16 protein-coding genes are annotated in these 19,999 nt (G+C 48.6%); 14 read left to right on the forward strand and 2 right to left on the reverse strand.

Features of this window, described 5'->3' with window-relative positions; all coding sequences use genetic code 11:
• Window positions 1–42 precede the first annotated feature (42 nt).
• Window positions 43–342, forward strand: coding sequence for a DUF1292 domain-containing protein (locus tag AB1L17_RS01825; RefSeq protein ID WP_412842963.1), 300 nt, complete (start codon window positions 43–45; stop codon window positions 340–342).
• Between the two features lie 59 nt (window positions 343–401).
• Here the strand turns inward: AB1L17_RS01825 and AB1L17_RS01830 are convergent, their stop codons facing one another.
• Window positions 402–779 carry a YflT domain-containing protein gene (locus AB1L17_RS01830; RefSeq protein ID WP_412842962.1) on the reverse strand — a complete coding sequence of 126 codons (378 nt, stop codon included), beginning with the start codon at window positions 777–779 and terminating at the stop codon, window positions 402–404.
• A 453-nt stretch (window positions 780–1,232) separates the two neighbouring features.
• On the opposite strand from AB1L17_RS01830, the gene AB1L17_RS01835 reads away from it, so the two are divergent.
• From AB1L17_RS01835 to AB1L17_RS01890, 12 genes are all read left to right on the forward strand, one after another.
• Window positions 1,233–3,203: a DNA gyrase/topoisomerase IV subunit B gene (locus tag AB1L17_RS01835; RefSeq protein ID WP_412842961.1), complete on the forward strand. Its 1,971-nt coding sequence runs from the start codon at window positions 1,233–1,235 to the stop codon at window positions 3,201–3,203.
• Window positions 3,204–3,205: 2 nt separating this feature from the next.
• Window positions 3,206–5,749 carry a DNA topoisomerase IV subunit A gene (gene parC, locus AB1L17_RS01840; RefSeq protein WP_412842960.1) on the forward strand — a complete coding sequence of 848 codons (2,544 nt, stop codon included), beginning with the start codon at window positions 3,206–3,208 and terminating at the stop codon, window positions 5,747–5,749.
• A 16-nt stretch (window positions 5,750–5,765) separates the two neighbouring features.
• The gene (locus AB1L17_RS01845; RefSeq protein ID WP_412843289.1) at window positions 5,766–6,086 is read left to right on the forward strand and encodes a hypothetical protein; all 321 of its coding nucleotides are present in this window, start codon (window positions 5,766–5,768) and stop codon (window positions 6,084–6,086) included.
• A 169-nt stretch (window positions 6,087–6,255) separates the two neighbouring features.
• Entirely contained in the window at window positions 6,256–6,903 is a 648-nt protein-coding gene (locus tag AB1L17_RS01850) for a nitroreductase family protein (RefSeq protein WP_412842959.1), read from the forward strand.
• Window positions 6,904–7,076: 173 nt separating this feature from the next.
• On the forward strand, window positions 7,077–7,757 hold the full coding sequence (locus AB1L17_RS01855; RefSeq protein ID WP_412842958.1) for a metallophosphoesterase: 681 nt from the start codon (window positions 7,077–7,079) through the stop codon (window positions 7,755–7,757).
• Between the two features lie 159 nt (window positions 7,758–7,916).
• Window positions 7,917–8,579 carry a GNAT family protein gene (locus tag AB1L17_RS01860; RefSeq protein WP_412848860.1) on the forward strand — a complete coding sequence of 221 codons (663 nt, stop codon included), beginning with the start codon at window positions 7,917–7,919 and terminating at the stop codon, window positions 8,577–8,579.
• A gap of 42 nt (window positions 8,580–8,621) precedes the next feature.
• Window positions 8,622–9,671: a Gfo/Idh/MocA family protein gene (locus AB1L17_RS01865; RefSeq protein WP_412842956.1), complete on the forward strand. Its 1,050-nt coding sequence runs from the start codon at window positions 8,622–8,624 to the stop codon at window positions 9,669–9,671.
• Between the two features lie 41 nt (window positions 9,672–9,712).
• Window positions 9,713–9,916, forward strand: coding sequence for a hypothetical protein (locus tag AB1L17_RS01870; RefSeq protein WP_412842955.1), 204 nt, complete (start codon window positions 9,713–9,715; stop codon window positions 9,914–9,916).
• Between the two features lie 131 nt (window positions 9,917–10,047).
• A complete protein-coding gene (locus AB1L17_RS01875) occupies window positions 10,048–10,539 on the forward strand; it encodes a MarR family transcriptional regulator (RefSeq protein ID WP_412842954.1) in 492 nt (163 codons plus the stop codon).
• Window positions 10,540–10,599: 60 nt separating this feature from the next.
• On the forward strand, window positions 10,600–11,778 hold the full coding sequence (locus AB1L17_RS01880; RefSeq protein ID WP_412842953.1) for an MFS transporter: 1,179 nt from the start codon (window positions 10,600–10,602) through the stop codon (window positions 11,776–11,778).
• 85 nt (window positions 11,779–11,863) lie between these two features.
• The gene (locus AB1L17_RS01885) at window positions 11,864–14,266 is read left to right on the forward strand and encodes an AAA family ATPase (protein WP_412842952.1); all 2,403 of its coding nucleotides are present in this window, start codon (window positions 11,864–11,866) and stop codon (window positions 14,264–14,266) included.
• A gap of 125 nt (window positions 14,267–14,391) precedes the next feature.
• Window positions 14,392–16,662: a S8 family serine peptidase gene (locus tag AB1L17_RS01890; protein ID WP_412842951.1), complete on the forward strand. Its 2,271-nt coding sequence runs from the start codon at window positions 14,392–14,394 to the stop codon at window positions 16,660–16,662.
• A 53-nt stretch (window positions 16,663–16,715) separates the two neighbouring features.
• Here the strand turns inward: AB1L17_RS01890 and AB1L17_RS01895 are convergent, their stop codons facing one another.
• The gene (locus AB1L17_RS01895; protein ID WP_412842950.1) at window positions 16,716–18,356 is read right to left on the reverse strand and encodes a PucR family transcriptional regulator; all 1,641 of its coding nucleotides are present in this window, start codon (window positions 18,354–18,356) and stop codon (window positions 16,716–16,718) included.
• A gap of 132 nt (window positions 18,357–18,488) precedes the next feature.
• Between AB1L17_RS01895 and AB1L17_RS01900 the strand changes: the two genes are divergently transcribed.
• Entirely contained in the window at window positions 18,489–19,997 is a 1,509-nt protein-coding gene (locus AB1L17_RS01900) for a CoA-acylating methylmalonate-semialdehyde dehydrogenase (RefSeq protein WP_412842949.1), read from the forward strand.
• Window positions 19,998–19,999: the final 2 nt, after the last annotated feature.

Raw genomic sequence — 19,999 nt, forward strand, 5'->3', positions numbered from 1 at the left:
GATGAAACAGTATACGAATAACAGCATAAGGACGTGAACACATTGACAGAAGAGAACAAAGACCTCGAATTGGGCGATATCATTACCCTGGATGATGAAAATGGTGAACCGTTGGGGGATTTCGAAGTATTGGCTATGTTCGACCTGAACGGTAAAGAATATATTGCCTTGGCTGAAGCACTGGAAGATGAGGAAAGCGAAGAGGATGAAGAAGTGGATATCTTCGTATTCCAAGTAGACGGTGGCGAAATGGTGCCACTGGAAGAGGACGAGGAGAGCACTGTTTACGCGAAGCTGAACGAAGTGCTGGAAGGTATCGAACTCATTAAAGAAGATAAGTAAGAATGAAACAAGCCACTGCTGGCGTTAAAACCTAAGCAGTGGCTTTTTCGTGCGGTCGATCAGTCATTCATTTTAATTATGTTATCCTTTAGGTCTCGTACACAGAGAAGGCATGTATAGTCCGTTTCTTGCAGTTCGCGAACCAGCGCAGAGCACTCGTCTTTCGTTAGACCGAGCTTTTCGAGTCGCGTACGGAGTTCTTTACCGCCATTGTCAAAGAAATGCGCCATGCTGTCAATGTGACCGACGGCACTTTCAAAGTGCGTACTGTATTTATAAAAATTGTTGCGTTGATTCGAGTGATTTTTATCCGGGTTCCATTTCAATACCCAAATGTCATCACTGTTGTATCCGGCTGAATTTAACGCATGAACGTCGGAAGCAAGCTCAGCATCATACTTGTGAAATTTGACGAACGGCTTGGTAGCACTGATCAAAATTATTCCCCTCCTTTTCGCCTCAGGAATCGATGCCTTACTAGGATGCCCAAAGCCAAAACGCGGATGAATGGAAATACCTGAGGCATATTTTCCTTGATAGCAGCAGGATTTACGAGGATGGGGGAGAAATAGAGAAAGGGAAACAGATGTTTTGGTTTTTCGTTTTGACCAATCCTCACCATTAGTGCTACACTAATTAATGGAATATGCATGTCATGTACAGAACGAATGTCAAACGAGGAATACTGAGTAGAATCGGCCATCTCGCTAGGGGCGAGGTGGCTTTTTTGGGCCATTTTGCGACTGGCGTTGAATACTATGGGAACCATACGGTACAATAGCGATTAAGTGTTCGCTTTTTGTCAAGTAAGGTGAATATGACGCTAGCCATCAGCAAAAAAGGCATGAAACGTTTTTGTACGTGTCCGAAGAGTAGAGGGGAGAGCGCGATTGAAGGAAACAGATACACAGCAAACACTAACGTATACGGAAGAAGATATTCAGGTCTTAGAAGGCTTGATTGCCGTTCGAAAACGGCCTGGAATGTACATAGGCTCCACTGGCTCGCGTGGCCTGCATCATTTGTTGTGGGAAATTGTAGATAACGCGAAAGACGAGGCACTCGCTGGTGTTAACGATAGCATCATCGTCACATTGTACAAGGATGGCAGCGTCAGCGTTGAAGACCATGGACGCGGGATTCCGACTGGTATGCATAAGACTGGGCGACCTGTGCCAGAAGTTATTTTTACAACGCTTCATGCCGGTGGTAAATTCGGCGGCGGCGGTTACAAAAAAAGTGGTGGATTACACGGTGTAGGCTCCAGTGTCGTTGTTGCCTTGTCCAAATGGCTTGAGGTCGAAATCCATCGCGAAGGCAAAATTCATAAGCAGCGCTTTGAGTATGTTGTCGATGCAAACGGATTGGAGCATGTCGGCAAACCAGTGACGGGTCTTGAAATCACTGGGAACACCAAACGCACGGGAACGACTGTACGCTTCCTGCCGGATGATGCCGTTTTTGGAAATGCTCGCTTTGATTATGAGACGATTCGTGATCGTTTCCGGGAGACTGCCTTTCTTCTGAAAAAGCTTCGTATGGTTCTAATTGATGAACGGGGTCCTGAGAAGAAGCGGGAAGAGTTTTACTTCGAGGATGGCTTGAAGTCATACGTGGCTTACCTGAACGAAGGCAAAAACGCCCTTCATCCGATTGTTTACTTCGAAGGGGAAAAGGATAACATCTACGTCGAGCTGGCCTTTCAGTACAATGACGGCTACGCGGAAACGCTGGTGTCCTACGTCAACTCGATTGTCACTACGGACGGCGGAACACATGTAACAGGCTTCCGAAACGGTACGACCCGGATCTTTAACGAATTTGCCCGGAAAAAAGGGTACTTGAAAGAAAAAGACCCGAATTTGACTGGAAACGATTTGCGGGAAGGTTTCCTCGGTGTATTGTCATTGCAAATGGCTGATGTCCAGTTTGAGTCCCAAACGAAGGACAAGCTGGGGAACGAAGAAGCACGGGCAATCGTGGAGCAGATTGTTTCCGAAAAACTAGGCTTCTTCCTCGAGGAAAATCCGGAAATAGGCAAGCTGCTGATTGACAAGGCGTTGCGTTCTGCTGAAATTCGCGAAGAGCTGCGCAAACAACGTGAAGCGCTGCGCGGTGATAAGAAAGGCAAAACAACGAAAAAGCGCAAATCGATTTCGGAAAAGTTCACCCCGCCTCAATACAGAGACTCCAAGCGAAATGAGCTCTTCCTCGTCGAGGGGGATTCCGCGGGGGGCTCAGCGAAACAGGCGCGTAATTCTGAGTTCCAAGCATTGTTCAGTCTGCGCGGAAAACCGTTGAATACGGAGAAAGCCAAGCTGTCGGAAGTATTGGCGAATGAAGAATTCCGGACGATTCTTGAGGTGCTCGAGACCGATATCGGCGAAGAGTTCTCTATCGAAAACTGTGCGTTTGACAAAGTCATCATCATGTCTGACGCGGACGTCGACGGCTCGCATATTCAGACACTACTCTTGACCTTCTTCTTCCGTTACATGCGTCCAATGATCGCAGCTGGTCATTTGTATATCGCCCAGCCACCTTTGTATCAGGTGAAAAAGCAGAGCAAGGGCAAGCAAACAGAAGGGATTTACTGTTGGAGCGATTACGAGCTGGAGCAGGCGTTGAAAAAGGCTGGACGCGGTGCTGAAGTACAGCGCTACAAAGGTTTGGGTGAGATGAACGCCGATCAGCTCTGGGAAACAACCATGGACCCTGAGACGCGCAAGCTCATTAAGGTTGAACTGGAAGACCTCGCTCACTGTGAGAAGCTCGTAACCGTTTTGATGGGTGACAAAGTCCCACCACGCCGTGAGTGGATCGAGAACCACGTCACCTTTGAAGTGGGGGAGGATGAATAAGCATGCTGTCCAATCAAATTATTAAACAAAGCTTCGCAGAGATCATGGGAAAGCGCTTCGGAGACTATGCCAACCTGGTTATTCTCTCACGTGCGATCCCGGATGCTCGCGATGGACTAAAGCCGGTACAGCGACGTATTTTGTACGCCATGTACCAAGAAGGCAATACAAACGATAAACCGTACCGGAAATCGGCGAAAACGGTTGGTTACGTGATGGGTACCTATCATCCGCACGGTGACTCCGCTATTTACGAAACGATGGTACGTATGGCGCAATGGTGGAAAATGCGGCAGGTGCTCATTCAAGGCCACGGAAACTTCGGTAGCTTGGACGCAGACCCGCCAGCAGCCATGCGTTATACCGAATCCAGGCTGTCGGCATTGGCCAACGAGCTTTTGCGCGATATTGAAAAGGATACGGTTACATTTATCCCGAACTATGACAACTCTGCCCAACAGCCGGCAGTTCTTCCTTCACGCTTTCCTAATCTTCTCGTGAATGGCGCTGCTGGTATTGCGGTTGGTTTTGCAACAGATATCCCTACCCACAATTTGGGTGAGGTGATCGACGCGGCTGTTGCCCAAATGAGAAACCCGGATATTTCGCTGGATGAACTGATGCAGCACGTAAAAGGCCCTGATTTTCCAACAGGTGGAATTGTTCAAGGGTTGTCCGGTATTCGCAAGGCGTTTGAGACAGGCCGTGGTCAATTCATCATTCGCGGCAAGACCCATGTAGAGGAGCCAAAGGGCGGGAAGATCAAAAAAATCGTCATTTCCGAAATCCCTTACGAAGTCGTCAAATCGAAGCTGGTTGCCCAAATCGATGAGCTCGTGATGGAGCGCAAAATCGAGGGGGCAACGGCTGTTCGCGATGAAACCGGTCGCAAAGAGGCGGAGCTGAAAAAAGTCCGGATCGTTGTCGATATTCGCAAAGAAGCAGATGAGCAGGCGATCCTCAACTACCTGTACAAAAATACGGACCTGCAAATCTATTACAATTACAATATGAACGTGATTCATGAGGGAACCATCCGTCAGATGGGACTCAAGGCCTTGCTGGGTGCGTATATCGACCACCAAAAAGAGGTCGTCACGAATCGCTGTAGTTACGATCTGGCACGGAAGCAAAATCGCGAGCATATCGTACAAGGCTTGATTCGCGCGAAGTCCATTCTGCGTGAAATCGTCGACACGATTATGGATTCGGAAGACCGTGCAGATGCCAAGAAAAACATCATGGAGAAATACGGCTTCACGGATACACAAGCAGATGCGATTTTGAGCATTCAGCTCGCTTCCTTGACCCGTTTGGATATCGTCAAGCTGGAAAAAGAGCTGGCAACACTGGCAAAAGAGATCGAGGAGCTTAAATCGATTCTGGCTAGTGAGAAAAAGCTGATTCAAGTCATCACTGGCGAGCTGAACGAGATCAAGAAGAAGTACGCGGAAGAGCGCCTGACTGAAATCCAGGGTGAGATTGAGGAAATCAAGATCGACATTGCGATGCAAATCAATGCTGAGGATTGCATCGTGACCCTCACAAACGAAGGGTACATCAAGCGGACGAGCCCGCGCTCCTTCAGATCAGTAGGGGGAACGCTGGAGACGTGTGGCGTAAAAGAAGGAGACCGGGTACGCTACTTCATGGAGACGAATACGTCCCACACCGCTCTCTTCTTTACTCAGGACGGCAAGTACTTTGCCACACTGGTCAATGCCTTCCCGGATGATAAGTGGAAGGATATCGGCTCCGCACTGGTTAACATCATCCCATTGGAGAAGAATCAGCGGATCGTTGGTTTTACGATTGTTGAGAACTTCAAGGAACCATTGTATGTATATCATGTAAGTAAAAATGGTTTGATGAAAAAGACAGCGCTGTCCGAATACGAAACGAATCGTTCCAGTGCCCTGGTAGCAGCGAAGCTGAAAGCAGACGATGACGAGTTCGTGAATGTGTTTGTAGCGGATGAAGCTGGAGCGATACTCGGTGGGACGAAGGACGGCATGGGCATTCGATTCCAGCGCAGTGAAGTCAGCGCAACCGGCCGAGCTTCTAGTGGGGTAAAAGCAATCGCGCTTGCTTCTGGCGACGATGTGATCACGATGCTTCCGATTGAGGAAGAGGACGCTCGTGCCTTTAGTTTGTTGACTGCTGAAGGAGTTGTAAAACGTACGGCGATTACGGCGATCCCATTGCAGGCTCGCGCAGGTAAAGGAGTACAGCTGATTCGTAAGCGCAAAAATAACCCGCATGAGCTTGTGGCGATCTTCATCGACGAAAACGTCTATGCGTGGACGGCGCAGAATGAATGGACGCTTGTCGAGACAGAACAAGTAATCGTCAACGAACAAGGCGGTATCGGCCGAAATCTGGTGGAGGGCGGCGTAAAAGCAGTTTCGTTTGAGACCGTCTTGCCAACGGATGAATCGAAGGATGAGGCGGCAACAAAAGGCTCAGGAGACGGAGCAGGGGCAGCAGGACAACAGAAAGCACCAAATGCCCAGGCTAGCTTGTTCGATGGAGATCATGGAGAATAGAAGGAATGATGAAGAAATGGCGTTTGAAGCCTTTGTTTCACTGCTAAGCTGGCAGCAGGTTTCGCTGCTCCTTGATACTGTGCAATATTTCGAAGACGCACCGAAGCTGCTCTCCCTTCCTCAAGAGCAAGGGGCAAGTGTGCCTGTTCCGATTACGTCAGACACATTGAAGGCGATGCTCGGTTGTTTGGACGAAGAGGAAGCATTTAGCCGCCAACCATTTTCCTTGCGATGGGAAGCAGATGGGGACGAGGGGAGTGGCCATCTCGTTGTCGAACTTCCGAATGGAGAGACAGTGAGACAGCCAACCGTTCTGTCAGCGTTTTCCCCGGTATAACAGATAAACGCTTTGGTGACGTGCATGCATCCATGTCAGGATGTGTGTCGTACAGCCAAAGCGTTTTTTTGCATAAGAAAAGATTGCCAGACAAATGGAATATGTGATACAGTTTGAACACCAGTTCTTGTATAATAAAGTTAGTAACTTACTAATGGAGGATGTAATCATGGAAAAAGTCATCACGCAAAAGGCATTTATGGACGTCATTCGTGAGCGTCGTTCTGTACGTCATTACGATCCAACAGCAAAAATCTCCCGGGATGAACTAAAAGAAATGATAATGGAAGCGACGTTAGCACCTTCCAGCTCCAATCTCCAGCCATGGCGTTTTTTGATCATTGATGAACAGCCATTGAAAGAGAAGCTGCTCCCCATTGCGTTCAACCAAAAGCAGGTGGTAGACGCTGCTGCCGTTATCGCTGTTTTGGCTGATTATGAAGGCTATAAAAAAGCCGAGAGCATTTACAATAAAGCGATCGAAGCTGGCTACATGACAGAGGAAGTGAAAGGCACACTGATCGAAAATATCAACAAGCGCTATGAAAATCGTGATCGTGCAATTATTAAAGAAATTGCCTTGGTTGACGGTGGTATCGTCGCGATGCAATTCATGCTTGTCGCGAAAGCAAGAGGGTATGACACTGTGCCAATGGGAGGCTATAACAGCGAGAAGTTCAAGGAAGCCTTCCAAATCCCGGATCAATATGAAACCGTCATGTTGATTGCCGTCGGAAAAGCAGCACAAGCTGGTCATCCGACAACGCGTTTGGATGTAGATGAAATTACGTTCTGGAATGAGATGCCGAGTAAATAAAAGATGAAAGAAGGAATAGCCTTGGCCGTTAAAGATTTTTGGGCCAGGGCCTTATTTCTGTTTTTGCCAGCCACAAGGGACAGACATGCTAGCAATCAAGCAAAATGGGGCGTACAATAAGGGAGACAATGCAGGACCTTAGAAGCAGCAGACGAGTGAAAGAAGGGTGTAGGATGAAACGATTGTTGGCAATCAGCGATATTCATGGGGAATTGGAGAAACTGGAATCGTTGATGGAACAAATTCATTACGATCCACAAAACGATCAACTGATCCTCTTGGGTGATTATGTAGACCGTGGGCCAGAGTCCAAAGGTGTCGTCGACAAGGTGAAACAGCTCCATGCAGAAGGAGCAATCGTGTTGATGGGCAACCATGATCATATGATGGTCAAATCGTTTGAACAGGACTCTGTATTTATTGAGCGATGGTTCCGTAATGGCGCCCAACAAACGTTGGCGAGCTATGGTCATGCCGCAGCAGCTACAGAGTCTGGGGCACCAGAGACCTTGGAAATCACGTCGGCGGTCAAAGAGCATCTGGAATTTTTGGCTGGGCTGGACTGCTATTATGAAACGGATGATTATATTTTTGTCCATGGGGGAGTACATCCACAGACTCCTGTTGCAGAGACTGACCCGTATATGCTGATGTGGATTCGTGATGAATTCCATAAAGGCTACCAGGGTGAGAAGACTGTCGTCTTTGGACACACGCCGACCAGCTACTTGCACGGCAAGCATGATGTGTATTACGGAGATAACAAGATCATCGGCATTGACGGTGGTGCCGTATTCGGTGGACGTCTGCATTGTTTGGAGCTGCCTAGTCGAAAAGTATACTCGGTAGAATAATAGACGAGGGACGGGATGAAACCCGTTCTTTTTTGTTTGTATTTTTGTAATATTCGTTGTATTTAGCGAAGTTATATGAGATGAATAATGTAAACCGAAGCATCCACTGCCGGATACAATTTCACATTTTGTTAGGAGGAGTGTTTATTGTTGAATGAGATGGAGCTGATGGACATTCATGTGAACGTCTTGTTTAAACACGATACGGATGGTCGCATCACACTTATAAACGAACCCCCGCACGATGATGCGCCGCGATTTTTTATTGGTGCTACAAAGGGAGGTACTGTAATCAGGTATCATCATCTTCTCACTGACCATGTTGTAAAAGAATTGGAAAGAGCTATTTCTATAGGGTCAGGTACTCCAGTCGCCGAAATCATTCATATTTTAAATCGAGTTCAACCGATTCAGCATGTTTCGATTGGTCCAGCGTTTCTGTTCCCCGATGTGCGAGAGCGATCAACGAAGGCGATACAAATAACGGAGTCGAATAAAGAGTTACTTTTACCTCACTTTCCCTATACATTTGACGAATGGGAATATAAGCAGCCTTGCTATGCAATCGTTCAAAATGATAGGGCTGTTTCTGTATGTTGTAGTGCCAGACAGTCAGCGAAAGCTGCCGAAGCAAGTTTACACACAATCGAAGAATATCGTGGAAAAGCGTATGGGGTAGAAGTTTCAAATGGATGGGCAGCAGAGGTTCAAAACCAGGAGAGATTGGCATTGTATAGCACCTCATGGGATAATTTTTCGTCCCAATCTGTAGCGAAGAAGCTGCAATTAATCCAATATGGAACAGACCTTCATATCAGCTGAGGTGTTGCTACGCGGAGAGCCAAGCATAAAGGAGGAGTAAACATGAGCATAAAAGTAGGCATCATTGGCTGTGGTTCTATTGCAAACGAACGGCATGCGCCGGAATATCACAACCATCCATTTGTCGAGCTTTTCCTTGTGTATGACCCCAATCCAGATCGCGCGCAAAGATTGGCAGAGAAGTATGGGGGAAAGGTAGCAGCTAGCTGGCAAGAGGTCGTTCACCATCCAGAAATACAAGCGATCAGCGACTGCTCTACTAATGAAATGCACCATATCATCACGACAGAGGCACTACTGGCTGGCAAGCATGTCTTGTGTGAGAAGCCGATCGCGACGACGAGTGAAGGTGCGCAGACTATGCTTGCAGCAGCCAAAGCGACGGGTGCGATTCTCATGATCGACCATAATCAGCGACTAGTCACCGCACATCAAAAAGCGCGCGAGATCATCGCTTCAGGTGAGCTGGGCCGCATCCTTTCCTTTAAAACAAGCTTCGGTCATAAAGGGCCTGAGCATTGGAGTATCAACAAAACAAATGCGACCTGGTTTTTCAAAAAGAGTCGCTCAACTTTGGGGGTTGCAGGAGATTTGGGCATCCACAAAGTAGATTTGCTGCGCTATTTGCTCCAGGAGGAAATTGTTGAGGTCAGTGCACTCACGGGTGTGTTGGACAAAAAGGATGAGGGAGGCAATCCAATAGAAGTATGTGATCATATGGTCTGCCTGCTGAGAACGCAGTCGGGCGCGGTGGGTACCGCCTCTTTTAGCTGGAGCTACTACGGTGAAGAAGACAATAGTACGATTGTCTATGGCGAGCGTGGAATCATGAAAATTTTTGCGGACCCACTAAAAGATATAGAGGTCATCACAGCGAGTGGCGAGAGAAGAGTGGAGCAAACGGGAGCAATCCAGACGAACGATAACCAGACAAACAGCGGAGTCATCAATTCCTTTGTAGAAGCGATCCGTAATCAAACAAAGCCACTCGTAACAGGGCAAGATGGGCTCATGGCTCTTTTGATTATCGAAGCGGCCATGGAGTCTGCTGCGACGGGCAAAACGATCTCTTTGCAACAAAATGTTGGATGATAGCCATGTTGCTTGGTCACACTAGGGTGGGAGGTGTAACCATGGAGCGAACTATTCAGGTCAATGGTGAGGATTATCATTTCGAGTCTACGTATGATGGTGATTCACAGTATAATGTAGAAGTGCGATGCGGCAAGAAAGTGGTATCGAGCTTTAAAATCTCAGCAGGATCGGAAAGCGAAGTATTTGAAGCTGCTCGTGCTCATTTCAGTGCGGACAAGGAATTGGGCAATGTAAATGGATAGCTTCTGGCCTCGGAACGCAGCTTGCGAATGCAGGGCTGCGGTTTTTTCTTGCACGAAATGAAATCTCGTGGTATTGTACTATTGTTTCCTCGGAAACAAAATACCGAAATAGATGAGGAGTTGATGCTGCATTGGACCCTAAAAATAAGATATGGAATCAATGGATCACCTTTCTACATAAGCAGGAGGAGCGCAGCAAGGTACGTGAAGAACTGCTTATACGACAGATCAGAAGCAGCGTTCCCGATTACGATAAAGTCGGAAAGCTATCGTTAACGGAGCTTCACGTCATACAAGAGGTAGGCGATAAAGATCGAGTAAATGTTACGACAATTGCACAAAATATTGGCGTAACCAAGAGTGCGATATCCAAAATAACAGTCAAGCTGTTGAAAAAAGGACTGCTCGACCGCTACCAGCTTGAGGACAACCAGAAGGAAGTTTTTTTTCGGCTGACAAAAGTAGGAGAGCTGGTCAATGAGATTCACGCAAGCTACCATCAGCGACTGCAGATCGATATGCACCGATTTTTGGAGAGGTATACTTCCGATGAATTGTCATTTCTGGAGAATGTCATTCGAGAAGCAACGGATGAACTAGGGAAAAATACAAACCTGCGCTAGCTTTTTTTGCGCAAATGGTTTCCGTAGACACAATAATATCAGGATAAGAGGAGAGCAATCATGAGTCCCAAAAAAGTGCTGTACCTGCTAGGGATAACACTCTTGCTAGGTATGTTCGCGCAAAATTTGTTTATGCCTATTTTGCCAGTGATGCAACAAGAGTTTCAGACGAGTGCAACCATGATTAACTGGACCGTTTCGATCTTTACCATCATGCTCGCGATCATGCAAATCATTTACGGACCCTTTATCGATCGGCTAGGTCGAAAACGTGTGATGATACCTGCTCTGATCCTGTATACGATCGCGTCAATTGGATGTTATCTGGTCGATTCGATCTATGGGCTTTTATTTTTCCGGGCTTTACAAGGAGCTGGGTTTGCTGCCATCCCAATTGTGGCAGCAACGATCATCGGTGACTTATTTACAGGTAGTAATCGTGCATCTGCGATGAGCACGTATCAGATGATATTAGCGCTTAGTCCGGCACTTGGTCCGTTGTTAGGTGGCTGGATAGGCGGCATTGGCGGACATTCTGCTGTATTTTTGTTTTTGGCGATCTGCGCGGTCTTTCTTGTCGTCATAAACGCAACACTGTTACCCGAGACGAAAAGCAACCAAGCTACATCATCAGGCGGGTTTACGTTAGGGTCTTTCCGTGATATTTTGCTCCACCCGGTCGGTGCATCCGTCATTTTGATTGGTTTTACCCAAATGTACGCCTATTATTGTTTTCTACTGTTTCTCCCGGCACAATTGACGCACCAATATGGAATAACCGCTGAGAAGATCGGATTGGTTTTCTTGCTCGTGTCCGCCGTCTTTATTATCAGTAGCAAGCTGTCTGCTTTTTTGCAAAATCTATGGGGGGCACGTACAACATTACTGGTGACTTCTGGCTCCAATGCATTGGCTATGTTTCTTTTTATGATTGCCGCTGATGTTTCTTTGCTGCTGCTTATGGTGACGAGTACGCTGTTTGCTTTGACCTTGGGAGTGGGTCTGTCCACTCACACCATCATGTTATCCGAAGTATTTGAGCGTGAGCGTGCAACGGCCATTGGCGTGTACAATTTCATCCGCTATACGGGGATGGCTGCAGGTCCGATTGTAGGGGCTATCCTGTTAGACTTGGGAGGAATCTGGCTCGAATTCGGTATAGCGGGTATCCTCATCGCTTTGGCGACTTTTTTCGCCGTACAAATGGTGAAAAGAACGGTAGCGGAGAGTCAGGGGTAGTTCTCATACCCTGACGGACTTTTCATGTTCGGCTAAATATGCTACAACAGGAGTGAAACAAAGGAGCGGGAGGAGCAATCAAAAGATGCAGCAACAAGAAGAACGGGACCCGAGGTTACTGATTGCAGGTTATCGCGCAAATCCATCCAGCATCCAATCATTATCCGAAGGTGAATGCTTATCATTACTGCAAATGATCGAACAGCATCGCCAAGAACATCCAGGAGAAGAGCTCGATTTGACGGAAGCGATGGTGCTGACGCGGATGTCTGTCATGCGGATGCACAAAACAGGAGGCCGTACGCTGGCAACTGAATGGGTGGATCGTGCACTTCAGCTAGCCCCTGATTATCGCAACGCAGGCGAAGTCAAGCTCGAGCTGTACTTTACACAGCTACGCTCCCATACATTCATGACTGATTTCAAGTCTGTGCGTGAAACGGATAATGTCGTCATGCGCAGGCGAACAGTCGAGGTGCTGGAGGAGCAAGCAACCAACGAGCTTGCTGAAATGACAAAGTGGCGCACTCTTGCGGAAGAGACGTTACAGGCCGCACAAAAATGGAACGATTCGGAGGCGGAAGCAACAGCAGCTGGCCTCGTACAGTTATACACGGAGCGGCAAAATTTACTGGCACAATTGCAAGAACGTGTGCAAGCGTACGGAGCGTCTTTATCGGGGGTCTTTTACTCAAGCGAAATGCTCGTCCAATTGCAGGAGACGATTCGCGCGCTAATCAACCAACAAGAACAGAAGAAACAGCTCCTGCCACAAAGAAAGGAAGACGTACAAGATAGCGATCATTCACCACAGCAGGAACTGTCTGCTCTGGAGCAATTGGAGCATTTGATCGGCTTGGACGATATCAAGCATCGCGTTCGGCAGCTAGCGCAATTCCTGCACTACCGTCAGCTTCGCGAAGAAAAGGGCTGGCATATGCAAGACCAGCTCCCGCTTCATCTCGTGCTGATGGGGAACCCTGGTACAGGTAAAACGACGTTGGCTCGATTGATTGCGAAGCTGTATCAGGAGCTTGGACTGCTAGCAAAAGGACAGCTCATCGAGGTAGATCGTTCTCAGCTGGTCGGAGCTTACGTCGGACAGACGGAGCAGCGTGTCATGGAAGCAATCAAGCAGGCTGATGGCGGCGTCCTGTTTATTGATGAGGCGTACAGCCTAAAACGTCCAGACAGCTCGGGGAGTGATTACGGGCAGGTGGCGATCGATACGCTTGTATCTGCTATGACGAGCGGCGAGTACGCAGGGCGTTTTGTCGTGATGCTGGCAGGCTACCCGGAAGAAATGCGTCATTTTCTATATGCCAACCCTGGACTGAATAGTCGTTTTCCGGAAACGGGCCACTTTTTATTGCCAGATTATGATGCGGATGAGCTGGTCCACATTGCCGAAGAGGTTGCGGTACGGAACGACTTTACGCTGACAGATGCGGCAAAAATTACGTTGCGCCAGCGGATTGAAAAAGCGCAAGTAGACGAGACGTTTGGCAATGCGAGGGCAGTCACGAATATCGTACTCGATGCGATTTTTGCCAAGGGACGCGAGACAGACGGGAAGGAACTGAAGTGGGATGACTTTACGATTCTGAAACCGGAAGATGTCCGTGGGTTTGAAGCACCGCAAAAGGAAAGAAATGCGGAAGCGCGCCTGCAAGGCTTGATCGGTCTGGCACAAGTCAAGACAGAGCTGAAAAAAATAGCTGCCTACGTATCCGTACAGCAAGAGCGTGCAGCGAGAGGTCTGCCGAAAAGTCCAATTGAGCTGCATGCCGTCTTTACCGGAAATCCGGGTACAGGGAAGACGACCGTGGCACAGCTGTATGCACAAATTTTGCAAGAGATCGGCTATTTGAAACGCGGTCACCTCGTTACGGCGAGCAGAGCTGATCTGGTAGCGGGGTATGTGGGTCAGACCGCAGCGCTTACGCGAAGAAAAGTTCGAGAAGCATTGGGCGGCGTGCTGTTTATCGATGAAGCCTATTCGCTGCTCGGTGGGGGAGAGCGAGATTTCGGTCAGGAAGCGGTAGACACACTCGTCGAGGAGATGACCAAGCACGAAGAAAATCTGGTTGTGGTCCTCGCAGGGTACCCATTGGAAATGAATCAACTGTTGATGAGTAACCCCGGCTTGTTGTCACGGTTTAAGAAATACATCGCATTCGCCGACTATACCGTAGAGGAGCTCGTCTATATTCTCGAACAGGCAGCGTGTGAGGTTGGGTATGCGATTGAGAAGAACGTTCTAGATATGATTGCGAGGTCTTTGGAAAAAGCGGTCAGTGATCATCGGGTGAATGGCAACGGACGTTTTAGCCATAACCTGTTGCAAGAGGCGATCCAAAACCAGGCCATGAGACTGATGGGCATACCGAAGCAGGAATGGAATCAGGAAATGTTGATGAAGCTGGCATGGTCTGATTTTCAACCGCTGCTAGCGTGGACGGAAGCGGAGGATGGGGCAAAAACTTAATTTTTGTCCCTTTTCTGCGCCTTCTTACTCTTTTGACAATTCACCCTTTCTCTTATAATAGGGGTAGTTCAAAAAGTCGACTTTTTGAACTCGCACGAATGGTTACATTACGCCATGGGGGAAGGGTGTTTTGTTTGCAAAAAAAATGGCATGCAGCTTTATGCGCTACACTTGTTCTGACACTTTCGCTAGAAGGCATACCGGCAGACGCCAAGCAAGAGGGAGAGCGTCGGGGAAATATCCAGATTGAAGCGGATAAAGGGCTTGCATTGGACAAGCTGTCGTCGAAGGAGAGGGAGTCCGAGCTCGTCATTATTCAGTTATCTGGCCCTGTTCGTGAGGAATGGAAAGAAGAGCTGGAGGATATCGGAATTACGCTCGGTGATTACATACCCGATTATGCATTCATCGCAAAAATAGAGGACGAGCAATGGAGAAGTGAAGTGGAAGAGCTGTCCTTTGTCGAAGACGTTATGGCGTTCACTCCGCAATCCAAGGTATCGCCCGAGCTTCGTTTTCCAGGAGGAAACAGAGAGCGGGTCGAGGTTGCCGTCATCGGTTTTAATCAACGGGTGGACATGGTTCACACGATGACAGAAATGACAGAGGATCAAGACATCCGAGAAATACAAACACCAGAAGATGCCCCGCATATTTCGATCGCGAAGATGGATCAAGAAACCATCGAGCAAGTAATTGAGTCAGACGATGTCATCGCTGTTGTTCCCGTGCCAGAAAACAAGCTGCACAATGATGTAGCGGCAACCATCATTCACGCAGACAAGCTCGCCTCGACAGGCTACACCGGTAAGGGACAAATTGTCGGAGTTGCAGATACTGGGCTTGATACAGGGAATCTACAAACGATGCATCCAGATTTTAAGGGCCAAATCGAGAAGCTCATCTCCCTTGGTCGAGCGAATGATGCCAGTGATGTCCACGGTCATGGTACGCATGTGGCAGGATCGATTGTCGGTACAGGAGAGGCATCAGATGGACAGTATAAAGGCATGGCCACAGATGCGAAGCTCGTTTTTCATTCGATTGAGAACGGGAAAGGAAAGCTCGTAACGGATGTCGAGACGATCTTGCAGGAAGCATACGAAGAGGGAGCTCGTATTCACTCCAATTCGTGGGGGACAGATGATAAGGGAGAGTATAGTCTGTCTTCGTTTCTGTTTGACCGCTTTTTATGGGAGCATCCAGACATGACGGTGCTTATTGCGGCTGGAAACGATGGCGAGAAGGGGTATAAAACGATCGGGAGCCCAGCTACAGCCAAAAACGTCATTGCAGTCGGGGCTACGGAAAATGTCCGGCCTAACTTGGGTAAGAACTCCAATGACAAAGATGACATCTGGGTATCGAGCAGTCGGGGGTTAACCAGCGATGGGCGCTTGAAGCCCGATATTGTGGCGCCTGGTTCCGCGATTTTGTCCACGCGCTCTTCACTGGCACCGAGCAAAAATTTCTATAAGCGTTTTAATGATCATTACGCCTATATGAACGGTACGAGCATGGCTACTCCGATTTTGGCTGGTGGTGTCGCTCAGATTCGCGAATTTTTGGATGAAGAAGGGGAAGAAAATCCGAGTGGAGCGTTATTGAAAGCGATGCTGCTGACGGGTGCAGACAACTTGGATGAAGACATGCGAGAGCAAGGCTTCGGTCGAGCTAATCTGGAGCAGGCGATCGAAACGAGCTACAAGGACGAGAAGGATGGCATTCGGACGCGCGAAAAAGTGACGTATAAGGTCGGAGTCTCCGATGATACCAAGCCTTTGGCGATTACACTTGCATGGACGGATTATCCAGCTTCCATTAATGCAAAGCGTGCGCTTGTCAATGATTTGAATTTGAAGGTCACGACGCCGAGTGGAGAAAAACTGAACGGAAACGACTTTTTTGAGGCGCCCTACAATGACGAAGTGGATAACCTCAACAACGTCGAACAAATATGGATCATGGAGCCGGAAGAGGGGACTTACACCGTTACCGTCGAAGGCTACAACATCCCGAAAGGTCCGCAGCCGTATGCGCTTGCAACAACGGGAAAATGGAAAAAGGTCGATGATGAAGAAGAACCAAAACCACCAGCAGAACAGAAACCATCGCGAACAGGGAAGCTGACGAAGAAGCAGAAAGAAATGGAGTACTTGATCCGCGTCAATGATCCAGGCGATTTGGAATTGACCGTGGAGTGGGATGAGGATGCAAATGTCGATTTATACGTTGCTGATAATCGGTCAGAAGAGCTTGCTTCTGCAATAAGTACCGACAATCCTAAGCAATTAACGGTGAATCTCGAAAAAAGCGGGCTGTACAAGATTCGGGTCGAGCTTACTGAAGGCAAGGAAGCAAAGTATCGCCTGTATATGAAAAAACCAGGAAAATAAAATGTCAGACACAACCTTTGTCTTCTGATTCGAAGCCACGGTTGTGTCTTTTTTTAGTGATGGGACTCTTCCTTGCTTAACCAGTCTCTTGCGCGCAGTGCGATTTCCAGACATATCCGGTTTTGTGTAGCCGCGAAGTCTTCCCCGAGAATCTCCTCGATTTTTTCCAGGCGATGATAGAGCGTCTGGCGATGGATGAACAGCTTCTGGGCAGCTTCTTGCTTGGACAGGTTAGCGTCCAGATAAACACGAAGCGTTTGTACGAGCGACGAGCCATATGCTTGGTCATGGGCTAACAGCGGGCCGAGATAATCGCTAATAAAGACTGTTAGCACGGGTTCATTCGGTACGTGAAACAGGAGGCGAAACAATCCGAGATCAGCGAAAAACGGACTGGAGGATTCATGGTAAAAAGCCAGTGCCTGCTCAGCCTCTGCGAGGTGCCGTCCAGCCTCAGACAACCGTTTGCCCATCCGACTAATCCCCATCCAGATTTGAACATCCTCTCCAAGTGTTTGGCCTATCATTTTTTGGACATCGCGAAAGGCTTTTTCGAGGGATCGACGTGAATCAGCAAGCGGCTGCTGCTCCATGAGCAAAAAGTAAAAACGATTGCCTATGCATCGGATGAAAGGACGAAAGCGATGCCGTGTCAATAACGAACGGAATATGGCTGTCAAATCGTGCGGAGGAAGGGAGTCTTCCACCAGGTTCTTTGACTTTTCAAACGATAGAATAATCATGTGAAACGAAGGGGTTTTACTGCCACCAGTCATCCCGAGCAGAGAACGCATTTGCTCCTCGGATAGGGAGCGATTGGCTATCAAATCATCAAACAACCGATTTTCGGTTGCGAGCGCCTGTTCCTCGACGAACATTTTTCGCATTAATAGTTGGGCCATCGCACTGACTGTATTGTCTAAGGTCAAGAGCAAATACTCATCCGCGCTGCGCTCATACAAGACAATGCCTACATAGGCGAGTACGTGACCCATCACCATCACTGGCTGATAGGCAAGCTGCCTGGTCACAGATAGAGAGAGAAAGCGGACGCCTGCTTCAGTACTACTGTCCATTTCGGAAAAATGCGAGCCCATCAAATCGCTCATCTCCACGGCGACGTCATGTGGAACCACTGGAGCAAATTGTGTGGAGCCATCCGGTGAGTAGTAAAACACCTGGGTTTGGACCGCGACCTGAAAATGCTGCAGTAGCTTAAGCGTGCCCGCTGCTTGCAGGCTGAGCTGCTGCAAACTGCGAGAGTACGCTTCGAGATTGCGAAGTGCTTGCATCTGTGCATGGATCAAATGCTCGTGCAAATCCTGCGTGATGTCCACAAAGCGGACAGGCTGATGAAAAACGAGCAACGGAAACTGGTGGTGATTCGCCAGCTCAATCATATCGTCAGGGATCGATGGGATGTAACGTCCCAGCTCGATGCACAACCCGACTGCTTTTCGCCGAATGAGCTCTGTTAAATACGCGAGTCGCTTTTCCTTTTCTTCACCAAACCCCAGTCCGGTCGATAGGATCAATTCACCTCCATTTAAAAACTGCCCAGTATCGGCCGTCTCCAAGACGTGAACCCAGCGAATCGGACGAGACAGCCCGCGATGTCCCGCTACCACGTGGGTATGCTGAAACAATGGACGCTTGATGATTTCTGCAATGGTCAGGCGCAAATCGTTGCTCATCAGGATCACCTCATCAATTTACACTTTGTATGATTAACCCTACGTAATGTGTAGCACTTTGTCTAGTGCTGACAGGCATTGTTTTTGGATAAAATGGAATTGTCAATTAATTGAACGTGAGGAGTTGAAGGGATGAACACAGCTACAGTTGGAAATCCGTTGAAAAACTATATCGGGGGGCAGTGGGTGGATTCGCTCACGACACGCTTTGAGGATGTGCCCAATCCGGCAACAGGCGAATTGCTGTCACGCGTACCACTGTCGACGAGAGACGATGTGGACAAGGCTGTTGCTGCTGCGAAGGAAGCGTTCGTGAGCTGGAGCGCTACCCCTGTCGTGGATCGTGCTCGCATTATGTTTCGTTTTCATAGTCTTCTCATGAAGCACGAGGATGAATTAGCCCGCATGATCACTATGGAAAACGGCAAAAATCTGCCTGAGGCTCAGGCTGAGCTATTACGCGGGCTGGAAATGGTAGAGTTCGCGTGTGGGATGCCGACTCTAATGATGGGGGAGACATTGCCGAATATCGCAAGCAGCATCGACAGTCAGGTGATCCGCTTTCCGCTGGGAGTCGTGGGCGGGATCACACCGTTTAACTTCCCTGTGATGGTTCCGATGTGGATGTACCCGATTGCGATTACTGCGGGGAATACGTTTGTACTGAAGCCGTCTGAGCGTACGCCGCTGTCCTCTATTCGGATCGCTGAACTGCTCAAGGAAGCAGGACTGCCAGACGGTGTATTCAACGTTGTGAACGGCGCGCACGATGTCGTCAACGGTTTGTTAGAGCATCCGGATGTAAAAGCGATCTCATTCGTCGGCTCTCAGCCCGTTGCCGAATATGTGTACAAAACAGCAGCAGCGAACGGGAAGCGCGTGCAAGCACTGGCTGGAGCGAAAAACCACCATCTGGTCATGCCTGATACGGATTTGAAGCGGGCGGCGAAAACGATCACGAGTTCAGCATTCGGCTGTGCAGGAGAGCGGTGTATGGCAGCCAGTGCGGTAGTGGCTGTTGATGAGATTGCCGATGAACTAATCGCGCATTTGATTGAGGAAGCCAACGCCCTTGCGATGGGGAATGGTTTGGAGGAAGGGATCGATCTCGGTCCTGTCATCCGCGATACACACTTGTCCAAAGTTCATGACTATATTGAAAAAGGTGTCACTGCTGGTGCCTCGCTTGTTCGGGATGGACGCGAGGACGCGAAGCAGCTGCCTGATGGTTACTTCCTCGGACCTACGATTTTTGACAAAGCAGATGCCGAGATGGTCATTGTTCGTGACGAGATCTTTGCGCCTGTCTTGAGTGTCATGCGTGTGAGTGACTTTGAAGAAGGCTTGGAGACAATCAGCCGCTCGCGTTTTGGCAATGGCGCGACGATTTATACGAACAACGGAAAATGGGGAAGAGAATTCGTCCAGCAAGTGGAGGCGGGAATGGTCGGTGTCAATGTAGGGGTACCTGCGCCGATGGGCTTCTTTGCTTTCTCCGGTTGGAAGGAGTCCTTTTATGGTGATTTGCATGCAAACGGGAAGGATGGCGTCCTGTTTTACACCAAGAAGAAAACGGTCACGTCCAGGTGGTTTGAAGATGGCGATACCAGCATCGGCTCGCAAAAAGTGTTTGTAAAATAACC

The sequence above is a fragment of the Brevibacillus jepli genome, assembly GCF_047229145.1.
GTDB lineage: Bacteria > Bacillota > Bacilli > Brevibacillales > Brevibacillaceae > Brevibacillus.